The sequence below is a fragment of the Pseudomonas imrae genome (assembly GCF_046352735.2).
Taxonomy (GTDB): domain Bacteria; phylum Pseudomonadota; class Gammaproteobacteria; order Pseudomonadales; family Pseudomonadaceae; genus Aquipseudomonas; species Aquipseudomonas imrae.
This window is the reverse complement of sequence record NZ_CP110853.2, coordinates 4,820,236-4,842,057: the sequence shown is the minus strand read 5'-3', so window position 1 is coordinate 4,842,057 and position 21,822 is coordinate 4,820,236. Positions and strand designations below refer to the sequence as shown.

The 21,822-nt window shown below is 55.4% G+C and carries 18 protein-coding genes, 2 tRNA genes and 3 rRNA genes; 14 read left to right on the top strand and 9 right to left on the bottom strand.

Features of this window, described 5'->3' with window-relative positions; all coding sequences use genetic code 11:
* Window positions 1–2: 2 nt before the first annotated feature.
* The 3 genes from trpD to OQ460_RS22120 are packed head-to-tail and all read left to right on the top strand — an operon-like array spanning window position 3 to window position 2,583.
* The gene (gene trpD, locus OQ460_RS22130; protein WP_410019411.1) at window positions 3–1,052 is read left to right on the top strand and encodes an anthranilate phosphoribosyltransferase; all 1,050 of its coding nucleotides are present in this window, start codon (window positions 3–5) and stop codon (window positions 1,050–1,052) included.
* Window positions 1,049–1,885 (top strand): indole-3-glycerol phosphate synthase TrpC, encoded by an 837-nt coding sequence (gene trpC, locus OQ460_RS22125; protein ID WP_410019410.1) that lies wholly within the window; start codon window positions 1,049–1,051, stop codon window positions 1,883–1,885. The genes trpD and trpC overlap by 4 nt, the downstream gene beginning before the upstream one ends.
* Before the next feature lie 2 nt (window positions 1,886–1,887).
* Complete coding sequence (locus tag OQ460_RS22120; RefSeq protein WP_410019409.1) at window positions 1,888–2,583, top strand: lipoyl protein ligase domain-containing protein; 696 nt, start codon at window positions 1,888–1,890, stop codon at window positions 2,581–2,583.
* Here OQ460_RS22120 and crp read toward each other — a convergent pair.
* On the bottom strand, window positions 2,580–3,224 hold the full coding sequence (crp, locus tag OQ460_RS22115) for a cAMP-activated global transcriptional regulator CRP (RefSeq protein WP_410019408.1): 645 nt from the start codon (window positions 3,222–3,224) through the stop codon (window positions 2,580–2,582). The genes OQ460_RS22120 and crp overlap by 4 nt on opposite strands.
* A 254-nt stretch (window positions 3,225–3,478) precedes the next feature.
* On the opposite strand from crp, the gene OQ460_RS22110 reads away from it, so the two are divergent.
* Window positions 3,479–3,901: an OsmC family protein gene (locus OQ460_RS22110; protein ID WP_003194686.1), complete on the top strand. Its 423-nt coding sequence runs from the start codon at window positions 3,479–3,481 to the stop codon at window positions 3,899–3,901.
* 64 nt (window positions 3,902–3,965) lie between these two features.
* Here the strand turns inward: OQ460_RS22110 and coq7 are convergent, their stop codons facing one another.
* The 6 genes from coq7 to hemJ form a co-directional block, all read right to left on the bottom strand.
* Window positions 3,966–4,613 (bottom strand): 2-polyprenyl-3-methyl-6-methoxy-1,4-benzoquinone monooxygenase, encoded by a 648-nt coding sequence (gene coq7, locus OQ460_RS22105; protein ID WP_410019407.1) that lies wholly within the window; start codon window positions 4,611–4,613, stop codon window positions 3,966–3,968.
* 126 nt (window positions 4,614–4,739) lie between these two features.
* Complete coding sequence (locus tag OQ460_RS22100) at window positions 4,740–5,078, bottom strand: histidine triad nucleotide-binding protein (RefSeq protein WP_410019406.1); 339 nt, start codon at window positions 5,076–5,078, stop codon at window positions 4,740–4,742.
* 72 nt (window positions 5,079–5,150) lie between these two features.
* Complete coding sequence (locus OQ460_RS22095; protein ID WP_410019405.1) at window positions 5,151–5,939, bottom strand: SDR family NAD(P)-dependent oxidoreductase; 789 nt, start codon at window positions 5,937–5,939, stop codon at window positions 5,151–5,153.
* A gap of 63 nt (window positions 5,940–6,002) precedes the next feature.
* Window positions 6,003–6,956 carry a DUF805 domain-containing protein gene (locus tag OQ460_RS22090; RefSeq protein ID WP_410019404.1) on the bottom strand — a complete coding sequence of 318 codons (954 nt, stop codon included), beginning with the start codon at window positions 6,954–6,956 and terminating at the stop codon, window positions 6,003–6,005.
* Window positions 6,957–7,039: 83 nt separating this feature from the next.
* Complete coding sequence (locus tag OQ460_RS22085) at window positions 7,040–8,008, bottom strand: NAD(P)H-dependent flavin oxidoreductase (RefSeq protein WP_410019403.1); 969 nt, start codon at window positions 8,006–8,008, stop codon at window positions 7,040–7,042.
* A 35-nt stretch (window positions 8,009–8,043) separates the two neighbouring features.
* On the bottom strand, window positions 8,044–8,472 hold the full coding sequence (gene hemJ, locus OQ460_RS22080; RefSeq protein WP_410019402.1) for a protoporphyrinogen oxidase HemJ: 429 nt from the start codon (window positions 8,470–8,472) through the stop codon (window positions 8,044–8,046).
* Window positions 8,473–8,607: 135 nt separating this feature from the next.
* Here hemJ and argC point away from each other — a divergent pair, with 135 nt between their 5' ends.
* Window positions 8,608–9,642, top strand: a complete 1,035-nt coding sequence (gene argC / locus OQ460_RS22075) for an N-acetyl-gamma-glutamyl-phosphate reductase (protein WP_410019401.1) — start codon at window positions 8,608–8,610, stop codon at window positions 9,640–9,642.
* A 163-nt stretch (window positions 9,643–9,805) separates the two neighbouring features.
* The gene (gene erpA, locus OQ460_RS22070) at window positions 9,806–10,156 is read left to right on the top strand and encodes an iron-sulfur cluster insertion protein ErpA (protein ID WP_003176443.1); all 351 of its coding nucleotides are present in this window, start codon (window positions 9,806–9,808) and stop codon (window positions 10,154–10,156) included.
* A 67-nt stretch (window positions 10,157–10,223) separates the two neighbouring features.
* On the opposite strand, the gene OQ460_RS22065 is transcribed toward erpA, so the two are convergent.
* Together OQ460_RS22065 and OQ460_RS22060 are read right to left on the bottom strand one after the other, a co-directional pair.
* Window positions 10,224–11,315, bottom strand: a complete 1,092-nt coding sequence (locus OQ460_RS22065) for an anhydro-N-acetylmuramic acid kinase (protein WP_410019400.1) — start codon at window positions 11,313–11,315, stop codon at window positions 10,224–10,226.
* Window positions 11,316–11,318: 3 nt separating this feature from the next.
* A complete protein-coding gene (locus tag OQ460_RS22060; protein WP_410022084.1) occupies window positions 11,319–12,728 on the bottom strand; it encodes a peptidoglycan DD-metalloendopeptidase family protein in 1,410 nt (469 codons plus the stop codon).
* Window positions 12,729–12,938: 210 nt separating this feature from the next.
* On the opposite strand from OQ460_RS22060, the gene tyrS reads away from it, so the two are divergent.
* The 8 genes from tyrS to OQ460_RS22020 all read left to right on the top strand — a co-directional run bounded on the left by tyrS (window position 12,939) and on the right by OQ460_RS22020 (window position 21,822).
* Window positions 12,939–14,138: a tyrosine--tRNA ligase gene (gene tyrS, locus OQ460_RS22055; protein ID WP_410019399.1), complete on the top strand. Its 1,200-nt coding sequence runs from the start codon at window positions 12,939–12,941 to the stop codon at window positions 14,136–14,138.
* A 552-nt stretch (window positions 14,139–14,690) separates the two neighbouring features.
* A 16S ribosomal RNA gene (locus OQ460_RS22050) occupies window positions 14,691–16,227 on the top strand.
* 125 nt (window positions 16,228–16,352) lie between these two features.
* Window positions 16,353–16,429, top strand: a tRNA-Ile gene (locus OQ460_RS22045).
* Window positions 16,430–16,457: 28 nt separating this feature from the next.
* A tRNA-Ala gene (locus tag OQ460_RS22040) sits at window positions 16,458–16,533 on the top strand.
* A gap of 225 nt (window positions 16,534–16,758) precedes the next feature.
* Window positions 16,759–19,652 (top strand): 23S ribosomal RNA (locus tag OQ460_RS22035).
* A 156-nt stretch (window positions 19,653–19,808) separates the two neighbouring features.
* Window positions 19,809–19,924: ribosomal RNA gene (gene rrf, locus OQ460_RS22030) — 5S ribosomal RNA — on the top strand.
* Together the 16S, 23S and 5S rRNA genes with 2 tRNA genes alongside form the textbook arrangement of a ribosomal RNA operon.
* Window positions 19,925–20,123: 199 nt before the next feature.
* Entirely contained in the window at window positions 20,124–21,083 is a 960-nt protein-coding gene (gene birA / locus OQ460_RS22025) for a bifunctional biotin--[acetyl-CoA-carboxylase] ligase/biotin operon repressor BirA (RefSeq protein WP_410019398.1), read from the top strand.
* Complete coding sequence (locus tag OQ460_RS22020) at window positions 21,073–21,822, top strand: pantothenate kinase (protein WP_410019397.1); 750 nt, start codon at window positions 21,073–21,075, stop codon at window positions 21,820–21,822. The genes birA and OQ460_RS22020 overlap by 11 nt, the downstream gene beginning before the upstream one ends.

Below are 21,822 nucleotides of genomic sequence, written 5' to 3'. Positions count from 1 at the left end.
CCATGGATATCAAGACTGCCCTGAGCCGTATCGTCGGCCATCTGGACCTGAGCACTGCGGAAATGAGCGACGTCATGCGCGAAATCATGACCGGTCAATGCAGCGACGCGCAGATTGGCGCCTTTATGATGGCCATGCGCATGAAGAGCGAGAGCATCGATGAAATTGTCGGCGCCGTCTCGGTGATGCGTGAGCTGGCGGACAAGGTCGAGCTCAAGACCCTCGACGGTGTGGTCGATGTAGTCGGCACCGGCGGCGACGGTGCGAATATCTTCAATGTGTCCACGGCCTCATCTTTTGTGGTGGCGGCAGCGGGCTGTACTGTGGCCAAGCACGGTAACCGTGCCGTATCGGGTAAAAGCGGCAGTGCCGACCTGCTGGAGGCGGCAGGGATCTACCTGAACCTGACGCCGACGCAAGTGGCGCGCTGCATCGATAACGTCGGTATCGGCTTCATGTTTGCCCAATCCCATCATGGTGCCATGAAGCACGCGGCTGGACCGCGCAAGGATCTTGGCCTGCGCACCCTGTTCAACATGCTCGGCCCGCTTACGAATCCGGCCGGCGTGAAGCATCAGGTGGTGGGTGTATTCAGCCAGGCGCTGTGCCGCCCATTGGCTGAAGTCTTGCAGCGCTTGGGCAGCAAGCATGTACTGGTGGTCCATTCCAAGGATGGCCTGGACGAGTTCAGCCTGGCGGCACCGACCTTTGTGGCGGAATTGAAGAATGATCAGGTCACCGAGTATTGGGTCGAACCTGAAGATCTGGGCATGAAGAGCCAGAGCTTGCACGGTTTGGCGGTGGAAAGCCCGGAGGCCTCTCTTGAGCTGATACGCGATGCCCTGGGACGTCGCAAGACCGAAAACGGCCAGAAAGCTGCAGAGATGATTGTTTTGAATGCGGGCGCGGCACTTTACGCGGCCGACCACGCCTATAGTCTTAAGGAAGGCGTCGCCTTGGCCCATGATGCCTTGCACACTGGGCTGGCTCGCGAAAAGCTCGAAGAGCTGGGAGCATTCACCGCTGTATTCAAGATGGAGAACGAAGGATGAGTGTTCCAACAATCCTGGAAAAAATCCTCGCCCGCAAAGCCGAAGAAGTGGCCGAGCGCAATGCGCGCGTAAGCCTGGCAGAGCTGGAAAACCTGGCGAAAAGCGCAGATGCGCCACGGGGCTTTGCCAATGCCTTGATTGCACAGGCCAAGCTCAAGCAACCAGCGGTGATTGCTGAAATCAAAAAGGCTTCGCCAAGCAAAGGCGTGATCCGTGAAAACTTCGTTCCTGCCGAGATTGCGCAGAGCTACGAGAAGGGCGGGGCGACCTGTCTTTCGGTGCTGACCGATGTCGATTACTTCCAGGGATCCGACCTCTACCTGCAGCAAGCGCGCGCTGCGTGCAAGCTGCCGGTGATCCGCAAGGACTTCATGGTCGACCCGTACCAGATCGTCGAGGCGCGGGCGCTGGGCGCTGACTGCGTGCTGCTGATCGTCTCCGCCCTGGATGATGTGAAGATGGCCGAACTGGCATCCGTGGCTAAAAGTGTAGGTTTGGACGTGCTGGTCGAAGTCCACGATGGCGAGGAACTGGAACGCGCACTGAAAACCCTCGATACACCATTGGTCGGCATCAATAACCGCAACCTGCATACCTTTGAAGTCAGCCTCGAAAATACCCTCGACCTGTTGCCGCGTATTCCCCGTGACCGGCTGGTGATCACCGAGAGCGGGATCGTCAATCGTGCCGATGTGGAGCTGATGGAAATCAGCGGTGTGTACTCGTTCCTGGTGGGCGAAACCTTTATGCGCGCCGAGAGCCCGGGTGCTGAGTTGCAGCGTCTGTTTTTTCCGGAGCGTGGTGTTCCGGTGACCGGTTCGACGCTGGATTGATCATGACCCTGCCTATTGCAATGACGGTCGAAGCCGGTTTGCAGGCTGAACAGGATTTGTTGACCGCCGTGTGTGCGGGTGAACAAGCCTTCGGACTGCTGTTCTGGCAACCGTGCGATCAGGCATTGGTCATGCCCAGGCGCTTGAGTCGCCTGCCTGCCTTTGAAGCAGCCAGCCAGGTCTCGGCCGATCACGGTTGGCCAGTTTTGCTAAGGGAAACCGGCGGCGAGCCCGTGCCGCAATCGGCGGCCACGGTCAATATTGCGCTGGTCTACGCGCCACCGCGCAGCGAGGGCGATCAGGGGCGAATCGAAACCGGGTACCAGCGGCTGTGCCAGCCAATCTGCGATTTGCTCATCGAGTTGGGTGGTGATGCGTCCGTGGGAGAAATCGACGGTGCGTTTTGCGACGGTCGTTACAACGTCAATCTCGACGGTCGCAAAATGGTCGGCACTGCGCAACGCTGGCGTCAGAGTGGTGGTCGGCCGGTAGGCCTGGTGCATGGTGCGCTGTTGCTGGATGGCGATCGCGTCGAGTTGATTGCGGCGGTCAATCGCTTCAATGAGGCGTGTGGCCTTGAGCAACGGGTTCGTGCCGAAAGTCATATCGCCCTGCATGAAGCCTTTGCTGCGCCAGATGCGATTGGTCGGCTCGACACGCTGTACCGGAAAATGCTCGCGAGCTTCCTGGCGCTTTAACGTGTACCAAACACCACCATGGTCTTGCCTTTGACGTGAACCAGGTTGCGCTCTTCCAGGTCTTTGAGCACCCGTCCGACCATCTCCCGTGAACAACCGACAATACGCCCGATTTCCTGGCGCGTGACCTTGATTTGCATGCCGTCCGGATGAGTCATTGCGTCTGGCTGCTTGCACAGTTCAAGCAGGCAGCGGGCGACTCGTCCGGTGACGTCGAAGAACGCCAGGTCACCGACCTTGCGCGTAGTGTCACGCAGGCGCTGCGCGATCTGGCCACTCAAGGCGTACAGAATGTCCGGATCCTGCTGGGATAATTCGCGGAATTTGGTGTAGCTGATCTCAGCGACTTCGCACTCTATCTTGGCGCGTACCCAGGCACTGCGCTCTTGTTCCTTCCCGGCCTGCTCGAACAATCCCAGCTCACCAAAGAAATCACCGACGTTGAGGTAGGCGATGATCATCTCGCGACCGTCTTCATCCTCGATCAGGATCGTCACAGAGCCCTTGATAATGAAGAACAGCGTCTCGGAGCGCTCACCTGCACAGATGATGTTGTGCTTGGCCGGGTAGCGTCGGCGCTGACAATGCGTAAGTAACTTGTCGAGGTTCTTGATTTTCAACGTGGGAGTAATAGCAACCATGGTTGTATCCCGAAAAAACTGCACGGTGTGGTAGGACTTGTATTTTTTATCGAGCGCAATCAACGGTCGCACAATGCCAAGCAGTCGCTGGCAGTGCGTCATTGATTTGGCGCCAGCTTAACAGACACATTCTGACTCGATCAGGGAATTTACCTCTCAATCGGGGGAGGCCTCGTTGCGCTTGAGGCTAAGCGCTGTGCTTTCAAGGCCCTGTGCTAAGCTGGTGGCCCTTTTTTTACAGTGGAGTCTGGGCGATGAAGGCACGCATCCAATGGGCGGGCGAAGCCATGTTCCTCGGTGAGTCGGGTAGTGGCCACGTAGTGGTCATGGACGGCCCGCCGGAAGCCGGTGGCCGTAATCTGGGCGTTCGACCTATGGAAATGCTCCTGCTGGGCGTCGGCGGTTGCAGCAATTTCGATGTGGTCAGCATCCTGAAGAAATCCCGCCAGGCGGTGGAAAGTTGCGAGGCTTTTCTTGAAGCCGAGCGTGCTACTGAAGACCCAAAGGTATTTACCAAGATCCACATGCATTTTGTGGTCAAGGGGAGGGCGTTGAAGGAGGCTCAGGTCAAGCGTGCCATCGAGCTGTCGGCAGAGAAGTATTGCTCGGCCTCGATCATGCTCGGTGCAGCCGGTGTGGTCATTACTCATGATTACGAAATCATTGAGTTGGGTTGACTGACCGATTTTCAGGCAAAAAGAAAGGGTGCCTTTAGAGCACCCTTCTTTTTTGCCCCATCGATCAGATGCGGTATGTACTTTTGGTCATGACTTTGGCCATGAGGCTCATGCCGAACTTGACCGGCGCCGGGAAGCGGAATCCGCCTGCATCCAGCGCGCTCTCTGCGTGATGCTCTTCATCAATGCGCATCTGTTCAAGAATCGCCCGGGATTTTTCGTCTTCGGCCGGTAGTTGCGCCAAATGCTCATTGAGGTGCTTGCAGACCTGATGTTCAGTCGCTGCCACAAAACCGAGGCTGACCTTGTCGCTGATCAGTCCGGCAGCTGCACCTATGCCAAATGACAAACCGTAGAATAGTGGGTTCAACACGCTTGGGTGGCTACCCAACTCGCGGATACGTTGTTCACACCAGGCCAGGTGGTCGATCTCTTCCTCGGCGGCATGCTCCATGGCTGCGCGTATTTGTGGCAGCTTGGCAGTCAGGGCCTGTCCCTGATACAGCGCCTGCGCACAGACCTCACCGGTATGGTTGATACGCATCAGGCCCGCGACATGACGGGTCTCAGTTTCGCTCATTTGCACTTCGGGTTGCACGATGGCTGGCGAGGGACGGTGCGGCTGGCCACTGAAAGGCAACAATGTGCGCATAGCGGTGTCGGCTTGTAGTAACAGGCGATCGATCGGCGAGTAGTGACGTTGGGTAGTCATGCTGACCTCCGGAAAAAATCTCGGCGGCCAGTTTACCGCAACAGAAGGCAAAGCGTTTGCGTTGGGTCAGGATCGTGGTGATTTCTGCAGGAACTGTGCACACAGTACCTGCAGATACCCGGCATATCAGCCCGGCGGCCACATCATCTGGCGTTGCCCCAGTACATGCATATGAATGTGATAGACGGTCTGCCCGCCGTCTTCATTGCAATTCATCACCACGCGAAAGCCTTTTTCACAGCCTTGTTCCACGGCCAGGCGTTGGGCAGTGAACAAAATATGTCCAGCCAGGGCCTTGTCGTCTTCGGTCAGGTCATTAAGCGTGCGGATGGGTTTTTTCGGGATGACCAGAAAATGTACCGGCGCTTGTGGGGCGATGTCGTGAAAGGCCAGGACCTGATCGTCCTCATAGATGATCTTCGCAGGTATTTCTCTGTTGATGATCTTGGTGAACAGAGTATCCACAGCTGTTTCTCCGTATTGAAAGTGCAGGCTGAGTGTACTGCATGCACACAGCCCTTGGTGTGTCGGCCAATATCAGCGAGGGCAATAGGCCTTGTTGATCATTCCGGCGATCTTGCGGGTCAGCCAGCGTGGGCTCACACGAGGGCTGAACGCCAGCCAGCGGTTTCGGCGCCCCGGGACAATGATGGCTTTGTTCTTTTCCAGAGCTCGCACGGTGTAGAGCGCGACTTCTTCAGGGCTCATCAGTTGCTGGCTGCGGTCGAGCCTGGCGGTATCCATATGTGCGCTGGCGAAGAAGGAGGTGCGCGTCGGGCCGGGGCAGAGGGCCGAAACCTTGATCCCGCAGGTTTTCAGTTCTTCGCGCAGCCCCTCGGTGAAATGCAGCACATAGGCTTTGCTGGCGTAGTAGGTACTCATCCACGGCCCGGGTTGAAAGGCGGCGACCGAAGCGACGTTGAGGATCTGCCCGCCGCCTTGCAGGGCCATGGAATTGCCAAGGGCATGACACATGCGGGTCAACGCCAGAATGTTGACCTCCATCAAGTCCTGCTCGGTCATCCAGTCCTGAGCCAAAAACGGTCCGCTGGTGCCGATGCCGGCGCAGTTGACCAGCAAATCGATCTGTCGCTCGCCTTCTTCCAGTTCCAGCAAAAAGCCGGACAGCCGCAACGGCTCTCCGAGGTCGCAGGCCCGAAACAGCACTTCGACCCCAAAACGTTGGGTCAGCTCAATGGCAATACTTTCCAACTGATCACGCTGGCGGGCCACCAGAATCAAGCTGCGACCACGACGGGCCAGTGCTTCGGCCAGGGCCAGGCCGATGCCGCTGGAGGCACCGGTGATCAGAGCGTAACGGGTCATGCATTTCTCCATCGCAACACCGCCGCGCCTGTGACAAAGGCATCACAGGCGCGGCGTGTTTCTTCATTCTTGCGCAGAGTCTACAGGTTCGGCCGCTTCATCAGCACTTTGCACATCTTCTTCACCAACGATAGCGCCCTGGGCAGCCTCGTCGTCGGTGGTCATGGAGCTGCTTTCATAGCTGCTGTCCACGTTACCTTCCAACTCGTCGAGCATACCGGTCAGGCCCGAGAGCAGGACGGCGGAGAACAGCAGCGGGATCAGTGCCAGCCACATGACGGCCAGTACTTTTACAGAGGTGCTGTTACGTGGCGGCGGCGCGCCATATTGGTTGGCGCCATTGTTGCCTGGCAGCACCATCAGCAGGATCGGGAAAATACTCCCAACGAATGGCACCAGATTGAGGAACCACAGCCAACCGGACCAGCCCAGGTCATGCAAGCGTTGCACGGTAATCTGCACACTGACCCAGACAAATGCAACAGCAAGGGCGAACCCCACAAGGCCGCCGAGTACCATAGCTATCGTGGAGGAAACTGCCGCGATACCCAGGCCAACGGTGAATACAGCGCCCACAACGGCGAGCATCACCAGCGTTAGCACTAGCGTCCAGGCCAGAAAACGCAGTCGGCCGATACGTCCGTTGACGGTGAAGACTTTCAGCGTCGAGAACTCTGGCAGGTCTTCACCCACTGCAGCGCGGGGTGGCGCGTAGGGTGATGTTGCCGAACTGGTGCTTTCGGAGTGGGTTTCGTGTGTCTCGGCCAGATTGAAGGCGACCGGTGTTTCGGCTTCGATACGTGCCTCAATCCCGGTATTGCTCAGCGCTTCAAGATAGGTTTGGGCGTCTGCGTGAGACAGGTCGCGTTTGAGTGCGACCGGGCGCCCGGTAAATAGCTTTTCAATGGCTTCGACATTGCTTTTGAACAGCTCGGCGAGGTTCAGCTTGGCTGTGCTGGCTTCTACACCAGGCCGCAATGCGCCATCAAACACAATCTTGAAACGGTTGTCGCTCATGCGGGCATCCTTGTCACTTGAATAGGAAGGTGTCGCCAGTATAAATGCCTGCCCCGATCGACAGGCTAAGGATTGCTGCTCAATCAGCGCGGCCAACGCGTCGACAGTTGTACCGAGCTTTCGAGCGCCTTGCGGTATTCGGCATCCAGTCGGGCGACTAGTTCATCCACGCCGGGTAGGTCTGTTATCTCGCCGACGCCTTGGCCTGCCGACCATACGGTCTTCCAGGCTTTGGCCTCGTCGCTCAGAGGTTTTAGCTTGGAGCCGAAATTGACTTCGCCCTTGCCTTGCAAGGCAGCAAGGTCGAAACCGGCGTTTTCCAGGCTTTGGCGCATAAAGCTCGCGGGTACCCCGGAAACGGCGGGAGTGTGCACGATATCTGCGGCGCGCGACGTCAGCAGCATCTCTTTATAGGCCTGCGGAGCGTGGCTTTCGGTGGTGCCGATAAAACGCGTACCGAAATAGGCGAGGTCTGCCCCGAGCAGTTGCGCCGCGAGGATCTCGTGTCCGTGGTTCAGGCAGCCGGCCAGCAGGAGGGTTTTGTCGAAGAACTGGCGAATTTCGGCGATAAGCGAAAAGGGACTCCAGGTGCCAGCGTGGCCACCAGCGCCTGCCGCCACGGCAATCAGGCCATCAACACCTGCTTCGGCGGCTTTCTCTGCGTGGCGCCTTGTGGTTACGTCGTGAAAGACCAGCCCACCGTAACTGTGTACGGCGTCCACCAACTCTTTCACCGCACCCAGGCTGGTGATGACAATAGGCACCTTGTGCTCGACGCAAATCGCCAGGTCGGCCTCCAGGCGTGGGTTGCTGTTATGCACAATCAGGTTGACCGCGTACGGTGCAGGGTTGTCGAGCAGTTTCAGGCCCGCCTCGATTTCTTCCAGCCAGGCTTTGAAACCGCTGCTTTCGCGCTGGTTGAGGGCGGGGAAACTTCCGACCACGCCGTTGCGGCAGCAGGCCAGGACCAATTGTGGGTTGGAGATCAGGAACATCGGCGCCGCCACTACAGGCAGACGCAAACGTTGTTCAAGCAAAGCGGGCAACGACATTGGAAGTACCCCGTATAGAGTGCAACTGATGAGAGTTAAAACGGTTTTACGACGACCAAAATTACGATAGCCAGCAATATCAAAACTGGCACTTCATTGAACCAGCGATAAAAGACATGGCTGCGGGTGTTTTCGCCACGTGCGAAGCGTTTTACCTGCGCGCCGCACATGTGGTGGTAGCCGATCAGGAGTACTACCAGAGTCAGCTTGGCGTGCATCCAGCCGCCTTGGCTGAACACGCTTGGGTTGAGGCTGATCAGCCAGATGCCAAATACCAGCGTGGCGAGCATTGCCGGCAGCATGATGCCGCGGTACAGCTTGCGCTGCATGATGCAGAAACGTTCCTTGCTGATGCTGTCTTCGCTTTGGGTGTGGTAAACGAACAAGCGTGGTAGGTAAAACAGTCCGGCAAACCAGCAGACCATGCTGATGATGTGAAAGGCTTTGATCCATAGATAGAGCATTCTAGTTATTCCCAGGTTCACGGTAACCGGAGATAGTAGAGCTTAGAGCGCCCGCACGTCACCTTGGCGGTTGTCGCAGAACGATACGGCCCCTATTATCGACGGCTTTCCAGTGGGTTCGTTGAGGGCATGTTTATGGTCAAGGTCGGTATCGTCGGCGGCACGGGTTACACCGGTGTCGAATTGCTGCGTCTGCTGGCTCAGCACCCGCAGGCAGAGGTGGTGGTTATCACCTCCCGATCCGAGGCCGGGATGGCCGTTGCCGATATGTATCCCAATCTGCGCGGTCATTACGACGGCCTGGCGTTCAGCGTTCCAGATATCCATACCCTGGGGGCGTGCGATGTAGTGTTCTTTGCGACACCTCACGGCGTTGCTCACGCCCTGGCGGGTGACTTGTTGGCTGCCGGAACTAAAGTGATTGACCTATCCGCGGACTTCCGTCTGCAGGATGCAGATGAGTGGGCCAAGTGGTACGGCCAGCCCCACGGTGCTCCGCAACTGCTTGAAGAGGCGGTTTATGGCCTGCCGGAAGTCAATCGCGCGCAAATCAGGCAGGCGCGCTTGATTGCGGTGCCGGGCTGCTACCCAACCGCTACGCAACTGGGCTTTTTGCCCCTGTTGGAGGCCGGGCTGGCAGATACTTCGCGCTTGATTGCTGACTGCAAGTCGGGTGTCAGCGGTGCTGGCCGTGGTGCGGCAGTGGGATCTTTGTACTCCGAGACCTCGGAAAGCATGAAGGCTTATGCGGTTAAAGGGCATCGCCACCTGCCTGAAATTCGCCAAGGCCTGCGCCGTGCGGCAGGCCAGGATGTGGGCCTGACGTTCGTGCCGCATCTGACTCCGATGATTCGTGGGATTCACTCGACGCTGTACGCAACCGTTGTAGATCGTTCGGTCGATCTGCAAGCGCTGTTTGAAAAGCGTTATGCCAACGAGCCGTTCGTCGATGTGATGCCCGCCGGCAGCCACCCGGAAACCCGCAGCGTGCGCGGCGCCAACGTGTGCCGTATCGCTGTGCATCGTCCGCAGGATGGTGACTTGGTGGTTGTACTTTCGGTCATCGACAACCTCGTCAAGGGTGCATCGGGCCAGGCTGTACAGAATATGAATATCCTGTTCGGGCTTGATGAGAAGCTGGGTTTGTCTCACGCAGGCATGATGCCGTAAGGTAATTGCAGCTATACAAAAGGCCCGTTGATCGGGCCTTTTGTATTTTTAATGGCTGCTGCGTTGATTGATATACCGTAACAATAGTTGACCGCTTTTCTAGGAGAAGCGGATAATGATCGCCATTACGCATATGGCGGCGTTACGCCGGGAGATTATTGGCATGAGCGTTGAATCCTTCACCCCCACGGCTTTGCAATTCACCCACGGTGCCGCGCACAAGGTGAAGAGCCTGGTCGATGAAGAGGGTAATGATCGCTTGAAGCTGCGCGTATTTGTTACGGGCGGTGGTTGTTCCGGGTTCCAGTATGGTTTCACCTTCGATGAAGATGTGGCCGATGACGACACCATCGTTGAGCGCGAGGGCGTCAGCCTGGTTGTGGACCCAATGAGCTTCCAGTACTTGGCGGGCGCAGAGGTGGATTACCAGGAAGGTTTGGAAGGCTCGCGCTTTGTGATCAAGAATCCGAACGCCACTACTACGTGTGGTTGCGGTTCGTCGTTCTCTATCTGATCAGTATCAGATTGGGCAAAACGCCGCACGGCTCTCAGGAATCGTGCGGCGTTTTGCTATTTGCGGCTCAGGCGGGGTAGATAGCACCAAGTACGCGCAGGCCGCGCGCGCCGGTCACGCTTGGACGATTGGCGCAGATACCTTCAAGGCAGCAATGGGCCAGCCAGGCGAAGGCCATGGCCTCAACCCAGTCGGGCTCAACCCCGTGGGTGGCAGTGCTGCTGACGCGTGTGGCGGGCAGCATGGCGCTGAGGCGGCTCATCAATGCCGTGTTATGGGCGCCTCCGCCGCAAACCAATAGCGTTTCGGTCTGCTTTTGTGCAGCTTGCAGCGACTCGACGATGGTCAGTGCCGTGAGTTCCAGTAGTGTGGCTTGAACGTCTTGAGGCTCGAAGTGGGCAAGCCGAGCAAGATGACGCTTCAGCCAAGGCAGGTTGAAGACTTCGCGACCGGTGCTTTTTGGGCCCTGGGTGCTGAAGAAGGGGTCGCTGAGCAGTGCCTTGAGCAGCGTGGGTTCGACCTTCCCGCCGGCCGCCCACTGGCCGCCACGGTCAAAGCTTTCGCCGCGATTGAGGTGAATCCAGGCATCCAGCAGGACGTTGCCTGGGCCACAGTCAAAGCCGGCGACAGGCTTTGCGGTTTCGATCAGGCTGAGGTTGCTGAAACCGCCGACATTCAGTACTGCGTGGTTGCCGCTGTGTTCGCCGAACAGGGCTTCATGAAATGCGGGGACCAGTGGCGCGCCCTGGCCTCCAGCAGCCACATCGCGGCTGCGAAAGTCACTGACGACAGTTATATCGGTCAGCTCGGTCAGTAATGCTGGGTTCCCGATCTGCACGGTAAAACCGCGTGCAGGTTCGTGGCGAATGGTCTGCCCATGACTGCCAATGGCCCGTATGTCGTGAGGGGCAAGCCCCTGCTGTTCAAGCAATGTGCGAATCCCCTGGGCGGCAAGTGTTACCCAGTTTTGCTGGGCAATTGCCGAACGGGCAATCTCATCCTGGCCGCTGCTGCACAGGCCCAGCAATTCGACACGCAGAGGTTCGGGCATGGGGATGTAGTGAGTGGCGATCAGCTTGATCGCCGGGTCCTGCTGGATCAGCGCAATGTCCAGGCCATCAAGGCTGGTCCCGGACATCACTCCTATATAAAGCGGCATGACTCAGCGCTTCGCCGAGGCCAGCATGGTCGCTCGTTCCTGGTCCATGCGTGCCATCAATGGTTGGCTTTGTTGCATGAACCGAGCGCGCTCGCCTTTGGCTATTGGATCGGCCATGGGGAGTTTTTGACCCAGTGGGTCGACATGCACGCCATTGACCTGGAACTCATAATGCAAGTGCGGTCCGGTAGAGAGGCCGGTTGTCCCGATATACCCGATTATCTGGCCTTGCTTGACGCTGCCGCCCGTCTTCACACCTTTGGCAAAACCTTGCATATGGCCATACAGCGTGCGGTAGCTATTGCCGTGCTGGATGATGACAGTATTGCCGTAACCCCCGCGGCGACCGGCCAGCAGAACCTTTCCATCGCCGGCGGCCTTGATGGGAGTGCCGCGCGGTGCTGCATAATCCACGCCTTTATGGGCACGAATTTTGTTCAGAATTGGGTGCTTGCGGCCCATGGAGAAACGCGAGCTAATACGAGCGAAGTCCACTGGGGTGCGAATGAAGGCTTTACGCATGCTATTGCCGCTGGCGGTGTAGTAGCTGCTGTTGCCTTGTTTGTTGGTGTAGCGCACCGCTGTGTAGGTCTTGCCGCGGTTGGTGAAACGCGCTGACAGAATGTTGCCGGTGCCGACAACCTTGCCATTGGCCATCTTCTGTTCGTAGATCACATCAAATTCATCGCCTTGGCGGATGTCCTGGGCGAAATCGATGTCGTAGCCAAACACGCTTGCCATGTCCATGGTCAGGCTATGAGGCAGGCCTGCGCGTGCTGCGGATTGCGAAAGGGAGCTGTTGATCACGCCGTGGACGTAGGCAGAGCGTACTGCGGGCTTGGTGGTAACGCGATTGAAGACAAAGCCCTTGGCGCCTTTGGTCAGGCTGATGCTTTCCAGGTCGTTGAGATTGGTGTGCAAGGTGGTCAACTGGCCATCCGGGCTCAGTTCGAAGTTGAGCTTTTGGCCGCGCTTGAGTCGAGTGAACTGCTTGGCTCGCTTATCGCTGGCCAGTGCGTCATTAACGGCCGCGGCCGGAAGGCCGACTTTTTCAAAGAGTGTTGACAGCGTGTCGCCTTTGGCCACCGTCACTTCGCGGTGTGCCGGAGCTCTCGCGACCTCGGGGGCAGGAGCCGCCTGGGCGGTTTCGGTGTTTTCCTTGGCGCCTTCAATCTGTGCGAACGGGGATTCGGCGGTTTCAATTGTGGCTTGTTGAGCGTCGGAAGCGTCTTGATCTTGTGTCAGTTGTTCAATCGGGCTATCCAAATCAAGCGTCAGGGTCGTTCGTTTGGCTTCTACGTCGCTGGAAGGGAATACCAGAAGTGCCAGGCTGAGAAGGGCGGCGATACCACTTGCAGCGAGCAGGTGGGTCTTCGGGTAAAGCGGTGGCGCTTTAGACGGTTCAGTGGTCATAGGTAATTTTGACTTTGAAAAGATGAAATGGAAAAGATGAATGACATGATGAAGATGAAATAACTGTATAAAATATAACCAAATCATCTGTGGTGCAAGCTTGCGAACGCTGGGCTTGCCGAATGGTGTCCGTTTGCAGGGCAAAACTTGTAATTAGTCCCTGATCTTGTATGGTTGGTTCCCTTTGAATCTGAGCCTTGCGGGTCTGTTATGAAGTCGGTTGAAGAGCAGCTAGCGCTGATCAAACGTGGTGCGGAAGAACTGTTGGTCGAGGCCGAGCTGATTGAGAAGCTCAAGCGTGGCCAACCCCTGCGTATTAAGGCTGGCTTTGATCCTACTGCGCCGGATCTGCACCTGGGTCACACCGTGCTTATTAATAAGCTGCGTCAGTTCCAGGAGCTGGGACATCAGGTGATCTTCCTTATAGGTGACTTTACCGGGATGATCGGTGATCCGAGTGGCAAAAGCACCACGCGTCCGCCGCTGACTCGTGAGCAGGTTCTCGATAACGCCGAGACCTATAAGGCTCAGGTTTTCAAAATCCTCGATCCGGCCAAGACTGAAGTCGCCTTCAACTCCACCTGGATGGATCAGATGGGGCCGGCGGACTTTATTCGGTTGACCTCTCAGTACACCGTTGCGCGCATGCTTGAGCGGGATGATTTCGACAAGCGTTACTCCACCAATCAACCGATTGCGATCCATGAGTTCCTGTACCCGTTGGTGCAAGGTTATGACTCGGTGGCGTTGCGGGCGGATGTGGAGCTGGGTGGTACGGATCAGAAATTCAATCTGCTGATGGGGCGTGAGCTGCAGCGTTCATATGGCCAGGAGGCCCAGTGCATCCTGACCATGCCGTTGCTCGAAGGATTGGATGGCGTCAAGAAGATGTCCAAGTCCCTGGGTAACTACGTTGGTATCCAGGAAGCGCCGGGTGTCATGTATGGCAAGCTGGTCTCCATCCCTGATGCATTGATGTGGCGTTACTTTGAGCTGCTTAGCTTTCGTTCGATGGATGAGATCAATGCGCTACGTGCCGATGTCGAGGCGGGAGCCAATCCGCGAGACGTCAAGATCAAGCTGGCCGAAGAAATTGTTGCGCGCTTCCATGGTGAAGAGGCTGCGGCCAATGCTCACCGTGCTGCAGGCAATCGTATGAAAGACGGTGAACTGCCAGATGATCTTCCTGAGGTCGAGTTGACCGCCGGCGAGGCGATGCCAATTGCTGCTGTCCTTAATAAGGCGGGCTTGGTAAAGAACTCTGCCGTTGCGCGTGACCTGTTGGGATCTGGCGGTGTGCGTGTAGATGGTGAGGTAGTGGATCGCACTTTTATGTACGAGCTGGGCGCGACGCATGTTTGCCAGGCTGGGAAGAAGGCATTTGCGCGTATTACGCTTAAATCGGAATAAACCTGAAATTAACTGTTGACGGCGATTTATATCTGTCTATAATTCGCCCCACTTCCGGCGCAGTCGAAACGGAAAACTCCTTGGTAAACAAAGAGTTATGCGGAATTCGACAGCGACCTGCTTCAGATCATCGAAGCCTGGAAGGAGTTGGTAGAGCAAGGTTGTTTGGCTCTATTAACGGTTCGATCTTCTCGGTCGAAAGCGGAGAAAAAGAGGTGTTGACAGCAGCGTGTAACGCTGTAGAATTCGCCTCCCGCTAACGAGAGATCGGAAGCGCAAGTGGTTGAAGTTGCAGAGGAAACTTTGAAAACTTCTTAAAATAACCGCTTGACAGCAACAGAGGCTGCTGTAGAATGCGCGCCTCGGTTGAGACGAAAGATCTTAACCAACCGCTCTTTAACAACTGAATCAAGCAATTCGTGTGGGTGCTTGTGGAGTCAGACTGATAGTCAACAAGATTATCAGCATCACAAGTTACTCCGCGAGAAATCAAAGATGTAACCAACGATTGCTGAGCCAAGTTTAGGGTTTCTTAAAAACCCAAAGATGTTTGAACTGAAGAGTTTGATCATGGCTCAGATTGAACGCTGGCGGCAGGCCTAACACATGCAAGTCGAGCGGTAGAGAGAAGCTTGCTTCTCTTGAGAGCGGCGGACGGGTGAGTAATGCCTAGGAATCTGCCTGGTAGTGGGGGATAACGTTCGGAAACGGACGCTAATACCGCATACGTCCTACGGGAGAAAGCAGGGGACCTTCGGGCCTTGCGCTATCAGATGAGCCTAGGTCGGATTAGCTAGTTGGTGGGGTAATGGCTCACCAAGGCGACGATCCGTAACTGGTCTGAGAGGATGATCAGTCACACTGGAACTGAGACACGGTCCAGACTCCTACGGGAGGCAGCAGTGGGGAATATTGGACAATGGGCGAAAGCCTGATCCAGCCATGCCGCGTGTGTGAAGAAGGTCTTCGGATTGTAAAGCACTTTAAGTTGGGAGGAAGGGTTGTAGATTAATACTCTGCAATTTTGACGTTACCGACAGAATAAGCACCGGCTAACTCTGTGCCAGCAGCCGCGGTAATACAGAGGGTGCAAGCGTTAATCGGAATTACTGGGCGTAAAGCGCGCGTAGGTGGTTTGTTAAGTTGGATGTGAAATCCCCGGGCTCAACCTGGGAACTGCATTCAAAACTGACTGACTAGAGTATGGTAGAGGGTGGTGGAATTTCCTGTGTAGCGGTGAAATGCGTAGATATAGGAAGGAACACCAGTGGCGAAGGCGACCACCTGGACTGATACTGACACTGAGGTGCGAAAGCGTGGGGAGCAAACAGGATTAGATACCCTGGTAGTCCACGCCGTAAACGATGTCAACTAGCCGTTGGGAGCCTTGAGCTCTTAGTGGCGCAGCTAACGCATTAAGTTGACCGCCTGGGGAGTACGGCCGCAAGGTTAAAACTCAAATGAATTGACGGGGGCCCGCACAAGCGGTGGAGCATGTGGTTTAATTCGAAGCAACGCGAAGAACCTTACCAGGCCTTGACATCCAATGAACTTTCTAGAGATAGATTGGTGCCTTCGGGAACATTGAGACAGGTGCTGCATGGCTGTCGTCAGCTCGTGTCGTGAGATGTTGGGTTAAGTCCCGTAACGAGCGCAACCCTTGTCCTTAGTTACCAGCACGTCATGGTGGGCACTCTAAGGAGACTGCCGGTGACAAACCGGAGGAAGGTGGGGATGACGTCAAGTCATCATGGCCCTTACGGCCTGGGCTACACACGTGCTACAATGGTCGGTACAGAGGGTTGCCAAGCCGCGAGGTGGAGCTAATCCCACAAAACCGATCGTAGTCCGGATCGCAGTCTGCAACTCGACTGCGTGAAGTCGGAATCGCTAGTAATCGCGAATCAGAATGTCGCGGTGAATACGTTCCCGGGCCTTGTACACACCGCCCGTCACACCATGGGAGTGGGTTGCACCAGAAGTAGCTAGTCTAACCTTCGGGAGGACGGTTACCACGGTGTGATTCATGACTGGGGTGAAGTCGTAACAAGGTAGCCGTAGGGGAACCTGCGGCTGGATCACCTCCTTAATCGACGACATCAGCTGCTCCATAAGTTCCCACACGAATTGCTTGATTCATTGAAGAAGACGATAGAAGCAGCTTCAAGCTTTAAGCTACAAGCTTCAAGTTTGATTGCGTAACGCATCAAAATTGGGTCTGTAGCTCAGTTGGTTAGAGCGCACCCCTGATAAGGGTGAGGTCGGCAGTTCGAATCTGCCCAGACCCACCAATTTTAGTGTCGCAACCCGTTAAAAAGCGGGGCCATAGCTCAGCTGGGAGAGCGCCTGCCTTGCACGCAGGAGGTCAACGGTTCGATCCCGTTTGGCTCCACCATTAACTGCTTCTACTTGTTAGAGTTTAGAAATGAATATTCTTAAGCGAATATTGATTTCTAGTCTTTGATTAGATCGTTCTTTAAAAATTTGGGTATGTGATAGAAAGATAGACTGGACGTTACTTTCACTGGTAACGGATCAGGCTAAGGTAAAATTTGTGAGTAATTGCGAATTTTCGGCGAATGTTGTCTTCACAGTATAACCAGATTGCTTGGGGTTATATGGTCAAGTGAAGAAGCGCATACGGTGGATGCCTTGGCAGTCAGAGGCGATGAAAGACGTGGTAGCCTGCGAAAAGCTTCGGGGAGTCGGCAAACAGACTTTGATCCGGAGATGTCTGAATGGGGGAACCCAGCCATCATAAGATGGTTATCTTGTACTGAATACATAGGTGCAAGAGGCGAACCAGGGGAACTGAAACATCTAAGTACCCTGAGGAAAAGAAATCAACCGAGATTCCCTTAGTAGTGGCGAGCGAACGGGGACTAGCCCTTAAGTGGTTTTGAGATTAGCGGAACGCTCTGGAAAGTGCGGCCATAGTGGGTGATAGCCCTGTACGCGAAAATCTCTTAGTCATGAAATCGAGTAGGACGGAGCACGAGAAACTTTGTCTGAATATGGGGGGACCATCCTCCAAGGCTAAATACTACTGACTGACCGATAGTGAACTAGTACCGTGAGGGAAAGGCGAAAAGAACCCCGGAGAGGGGAGTGAAATAGATCCTGAAACCGTATGCGTACAAGCAGTGGGAGCCCACTTTGTTGGGTGACTGCGTACCTTTTGTATAATGGGTCAGCGACTTATTTTCAGTGGCGAGCTTAACCGAATAGGGGAGGCGTAGCGAAAGCGAGTCTTAATAGGGCGTCTAGTCGCTGGGAATAGACCCGAAACCGGGCGATCTATCCATGGGCAGGTTGAAGGTTGGGTAACACTAACTGGAGGACCGAACCGACTACCGTTGAAAAGTTAGCGGATGACCTGTGGATCGGAGTGAAAGGCTAATCAAGCTCGGAGATAGCTGGTTCTCCTCGAAAGCTATTTAGGTAGCGCCTCATGTATCACTGTAGGGGGTAGAGCACTGTTTCGGCTAGGGGGTCATCCCGACTTACCAAACCGATGCAAACTCCGAATACCTACAAGTGCCGAGCATGGGAGACACACGGCGGGTGCTAACGTCCGTCGTGAAAAGGGAAACAACCCAGACCGTCAGCTAAGGTCCCAAAGTTATGGTTAAGTGGGAAACGATGTGGGAAGGCTTAGACAGCTAGGAGGTTGGCTTAGAAGCAGCCACCCTTTAAAGAAAGCGTAATAGCTCACTAGTCGAGTCGGCCTGCGCGGAAGATGTAACGGGGCTCAAACCATACACCGAAGCTACGGGTATCATCTTAGGATGATGCGGTAGAGGAGCGTTCTGTAAGCCTGTGAAGGTGAGTTGAGAAGCTTGCTGGAGGTATCAGAAGTGCGAATGCTGACATGAGTAACGACAATGGGTGTGAAAAACACCCACGCCGAAAGACCAAGGTTTCCTGCGCAACGTTAATCGACGCAGGGTTAGTCGGTCCCTAAGGCGAGGCTGAAAAGCGTAGTCGATGGAAAACAGGTTAATATTCCTGTACTTCTGGTTATTGCGATGGAGGGACGGAGAAGGCTAGGCCAGCTTGGCGTTGGTTGTCCAAGTTTAAGGTGGTAGGCTGGAATCTTAGGTAAATCCGGGATTCTAAGGCCGAGAGCTGATGACGAGTCATCTTTTAGATGACGAAGTGGTTGATGCCATGCTTCCAAGAAAAGCTTCTAAGCTTCAGGTAACCAGGAACCGTACCCCAAACCGACACAGGTGGTTGGGTAGAGAATACCAAGGCGCTTGAGAGAACTCGGGTGAAGGAACTAGGCAAAATGGCACCGTAACTTCGGGAGAAGGTGCGCCGGTGAGGGTGAAGGACTTGCTCCGTAAGCTCATGCCGGTCGAAGATACCAGGCCGCTGCGACTGTTTATTAAAAACACAGCACTCTGCAAACACGAAAGTGGACGTATAGGGTGTGACGCCTGCCCGGTGCCGGAAGGTTAATTGATGGGGTTAGCTAACGCGAAGCTCTTGATCGAAGCCCCGGTAAACGGCGGCCGTAACTATAACGGTCCTAAGGTAGCGAAATTCCTTGTCGGGTAAGTTCCGACCTGCACGAATGGCGTAACGATGGCGGCGCTGTCTCCACCCGAGACTCAGTGAAATTGAAATCGCTGTGAAGATGCAGTGTATCCGCGGCTAGACGGAAAGACCCCGTGAACCTTTACTATAGCTTTGCACTGGACTTTGAATTTGCTTGTGTAGGATAGGTGGGAGGCTTTGAAGCGTGGACGCCAGTTCGCGTGGAGCCAACCTTGAAATACCACCCTGGCAACTTTGAGGTTCTAACTCAGGTCCGTTATCCGGATCGAGGACAGTGTATGGTGGGTAGTTTGACTGGGGCGGTCTCCTCCTAAAGAGTAACGGAGGAGTACGAAGGTGCGCTCAGACCGGTCGGAAATCGGTCGTAGAGTATAAAGGCAAAAGCGCGCTTGACTGCGAGACAGACACGTCGAGCAGGTACGAAAGTAGGTCTTAGTGATCCGGTGGTTCTGTATGGAAGGGCCATCGCTCAACGGATAAAAGGTACTCCGGGGATAACAGGCTGATACCGCCCAAGAGTTCATATCGACGGCGGTGTTTGGCACCTCGATGTCGGCTCATCACATCCTGGGGCTGAAGCCGGTCCCAAGGGTATGGCTGTTCGCCATTTAAAGTGGTACGCGAGCTGGGTTTAGAACGTCGTGAGACAGTTCGGTCCCTATCTGCCGTGGACGTTTGAGATTTGAGAGGGGCTGCTCCTAGTACGAGAGGACCGGAGTGGACGAACCTCTGGTGTTCCGGTTGTCACGCCAGTGGCATTGCCGGGTAGCTATGTTCGGAATAGATAACCGCTGAAAGCATCTAAGCGGGAAACTAGCCTCAAGATGAGATCTCACTGGAACCTTGAGTTCCCTGAAGGGCCGTCGAAGACTACGACGTTGATAGGTTGGGTGTGTAAGCGCTGTGAGGCGTTGAGCTAACCAATACTAATTGCCCGTGAGGCTTGACCATATAACACCCAAGCAATTTGAGTACTCGAAAGAGCATCAGATTGCGGTGTGTGAAGACGATACAAACCGAAAGTTTGCGCTCACAAAACACCGAACGCTGTCACATACCCAATTTGCTGAAGCGAGGCCATCTGGTCACGACTCAGTACCCGAATTTCTTGACGACCATAGAGCATTGGAACCACCTGATCCCATCCCGAACTCAGTAGTGAAACGATGCATCGCCGATGGTAGTGTGGGGTTTCCCCATGTGAGAGTAGGTCATCGTCAAGATTAAATTCCGAAACCCCATTTGCGAAAGCAGATGGGGTTTTGTTTTGGACGGTCGAAAAGTGCGGCGGTTGCCTTCAAGCCGCTGAAAAGTGGCAATTGGTGGCCAACTGTAGCGCTCTTCAATACTAAAACCTGGCCTTTCTATGCAATGACCCTCCGCATGGCTATCATGCGTGCCTTATTGTGAGGCGATACTTGCATGCTGACGTTGTTAAAGCTTCTGAAAGATGGCCGATTCCATTCCGGAGAGGCGCTTGGTGCTGCCCTGGGCATCAGTCGCAGCGCTGTATGGAAGCAGCTCCAGCATCTTGAGGCCGAGTTGAATCTACCTATCCATAAGGTTCGGGGTAAGGGTTATCAACTGGCGTCCCCGCTGATCCTGCTGGATGCGGACGAAATCCTGACGAGTACGCCTTCTTCGGATTGGCCTGTCCACATATCTGAGTCCATTGACTCCACTAATGCCGAAGCTCTACGTCTTATTGGCGAGGGTCAGGCTGCGCCGTTCCTGGTGCTCGCAGAGCAGCAAACGGCCGGCAGGGGAAGGCGTGGGCGCAACTGGGTGAGCCCTTTTGCTCAGAATATCTATTACAGCCTTGTCTTGCGCATCGAAGGTGGTTTGCGGCAGTTGGAGGGCCTGAGTCTGGTTGTCGGTTTGGCGGTTATGCAGGCGCTCCGGGCCTCTGGGGTGCAGAATGCGGGCCTGAAATGGCCAAATGACGTTTTGGTGGGGCAGAAGAAGATTGCCGGTATCCTGCTGGAGTTGGTGGGAGATCCTGCGGATATTTGTCACGTTGTCCTGGGTATAGGTATCAACGTGAACATGCGCAACGCGGTGGATGTCGATCAGCAATGGACTTCCGTGCAGCTTGAAACTGGCGCTCCGGTGAATCGTAATCAATTGGTGGCGCACCTGGGGGGGCAGTTAAAAGACTATCTGGATCGGCATAGGGTCTATGGCTTCGCTGCGCTCCAAAAGGAGTGGGAGTTGAATCACCTTTGGCAGGGGCGGTCGGCGTCTATCATCGCAGGACTTAATCAAATTGACGGAGTGGTGCTGGGTGTCGATGGTCAGGGTGCGCTGCGTTTGAGTGTGGACGGTGTTGAAACAATATTCAGCGGTGGTGAGCTAAGTCTGAGGTTGCGTGATGATTCTTGAGCTCGACTGTGGGAATAGTTTTATCAAGTGGCGCGTACTTGACTCAATTACGGCAGCTACCCGTGTAGAAGGTATTGCCGAGTCGGACGCTGCATTGATTGCGAGTCTGGTCGCGGCTCCTGGTATGGTGCTGACGCGTTGCCGTCTTGTAAGTGTTCGGGCTCCTGAGGAAACCGCAAAACTGGTCGATGCTCTGGTGCTAGCGTTCAACGTTACTGTCTCGTGTGCTGCGCCTGCGCGACAGATGGGGGGAGTGCGTAACGGCTATGGAGATTTTGAACGTCTTGGTCTCGATCGTTGGTTGGCAATGCTGGGTGGTTTTAAGCTAGCGTCGGGTGCCTGCCTGGTGCTCGACTTTGGTACGGCGGCAACTGCGGATTTTATTGCCGCGGATGGCGAACATCTAGGTGGCTTCATTTGTCCTGGGTTGCCGCTAATGCGCAACCAACTGCGAACGCACACGCGCAGGATTCGCTACAACGATGAGGCTGCCGAGCAAGCACTAGAGTGCCTGCGTCCTGGCCGCACAACCGTTGAGGCGGTAGAGCGGGGCTGCACGCTGATGTTGAGGGGGTTTGTGTTAACGCAGCTGGAGGTGGCTCGAAGCTATTGGGGGGAGGATTTCACAGTGTTCCTGACGGGGGGGGATGCCGGTTTGGTGTCGGCCGTTGTGCCGCAGGCAGAGCTTGTTCCGGATCTGGTTTTCGTCGGTTTGGCTATGGCGTGCCCTTTATCCTGA

Coding starts and splice junctions, on each gene's coding strand:
- OQ460_RS22090 (WP_410019404.1), bottom strand. CDS start 6,956: ATGAGCGACAACCGTTTCAAGATTGTGTTTGATGGCGCATTGCGGCCT.
- coq7 (WP_410019407.1), bottom strand. CDS start 4,613: ATGACTACCCAACGTCACTACTCGCCGATCGATCGCCTGTTACTACAA.
- tyrS (WP_410019399.1), top strand. CDS start 12,939: ATGAAGTCGGTTGAAGAGCAGCTAGCGCTGATCAAACGTGGTGCGGAA.
- OQ460_RS22060 (WP_410022084.1), bottom strand. CDS start 12,728: ATGACCACTGAACCGTCTAAAGCGCCACCGCTTTACCCGAAGACCCAC.
- crp (WP_410019408.1), bottom strand. CDS start 3,224: ATGGTTGCTATTACTCCCACGTTGAAAATCAAGAACCTCGACAAGTTA.
- OQ460_RS22110 (WP_003194686.1), top strand. CDS start 3,479: ATGAAGGCACGCATCCAATGGGCGGGCGAAGCCATGTTCCTCGGTGAG.
- birA (WP_410019398.1), top strand. CDS start 20,124: ATGCTGACGTTGTTAAAGCTTCTGAAAGATGGCCGATTCCATTCCGGA.
- OQ460_RS22020 (WP_410019397.1), top strand. CDS start 21,073: ATGATTCTTGAGCTCGACTGTGGGAATAGTTTTATCAAGTGGCGCGTA.
- OQ460_RS22095 (WP_410019405.1), bottom strand. CDS start 5,939: ATGACCCGTTACGCTCTGATCACCGGTGCCTCCAGCGGCATCGGCCTG.
- OQ460_RS22065 (WP_410019400.1), bottom strand. CDS start 11,315: ATGCCGCTTTATATAGGAGTGATGTCCGGGACCAGCCTTGATGGCCTG.
- OQ460_RS22120 (WP_410019409.1), top strand. CDS start 1,888: ATGACCCTGCCTATTGCAATGACGGTCGAAGCCGGTTTGCAGGCTGAA.
- hemJ (WP_410019402.1), bottom strand. CDS start 8,472: ATGCTCTATCTATGGATCAAAGCCTTTCACATCATCAGCATGGTCTGC.
- trpC (WP_410019410.1), top strand. CDS start 1,049: ATGAGTGTTCCAACAATCCTGGAAAAAATCCTCGCCCGCAAAGCCGAA.
- erpA (WP_003176443.1), top strand. CDS start 9,806: ATGAGCGTTGAATCCTTCACCCCCACGGCTTTGCAATTCACCCACGGT.
- trpD (WP_410019411.1), top strand. CDS start 3: ATGGATATCAAGACTGCCCTGAGCCGTATCGTCGGCCATCTGGACCTG.
- OQ460_RS22085 (WP_410019403.1), bottom strand. CDS start 8,008: ATGTCGTTGCCCGCTTTGCTTGAACAACGTTTGCGTCTGCCTGTAGTG.
- argC (WP_410019401.1), top strand. CDS start 8,608: ATGGTCAAGGTCGGTATCGTCGGCGGCACGGGTTACACCGGTGTCGAA.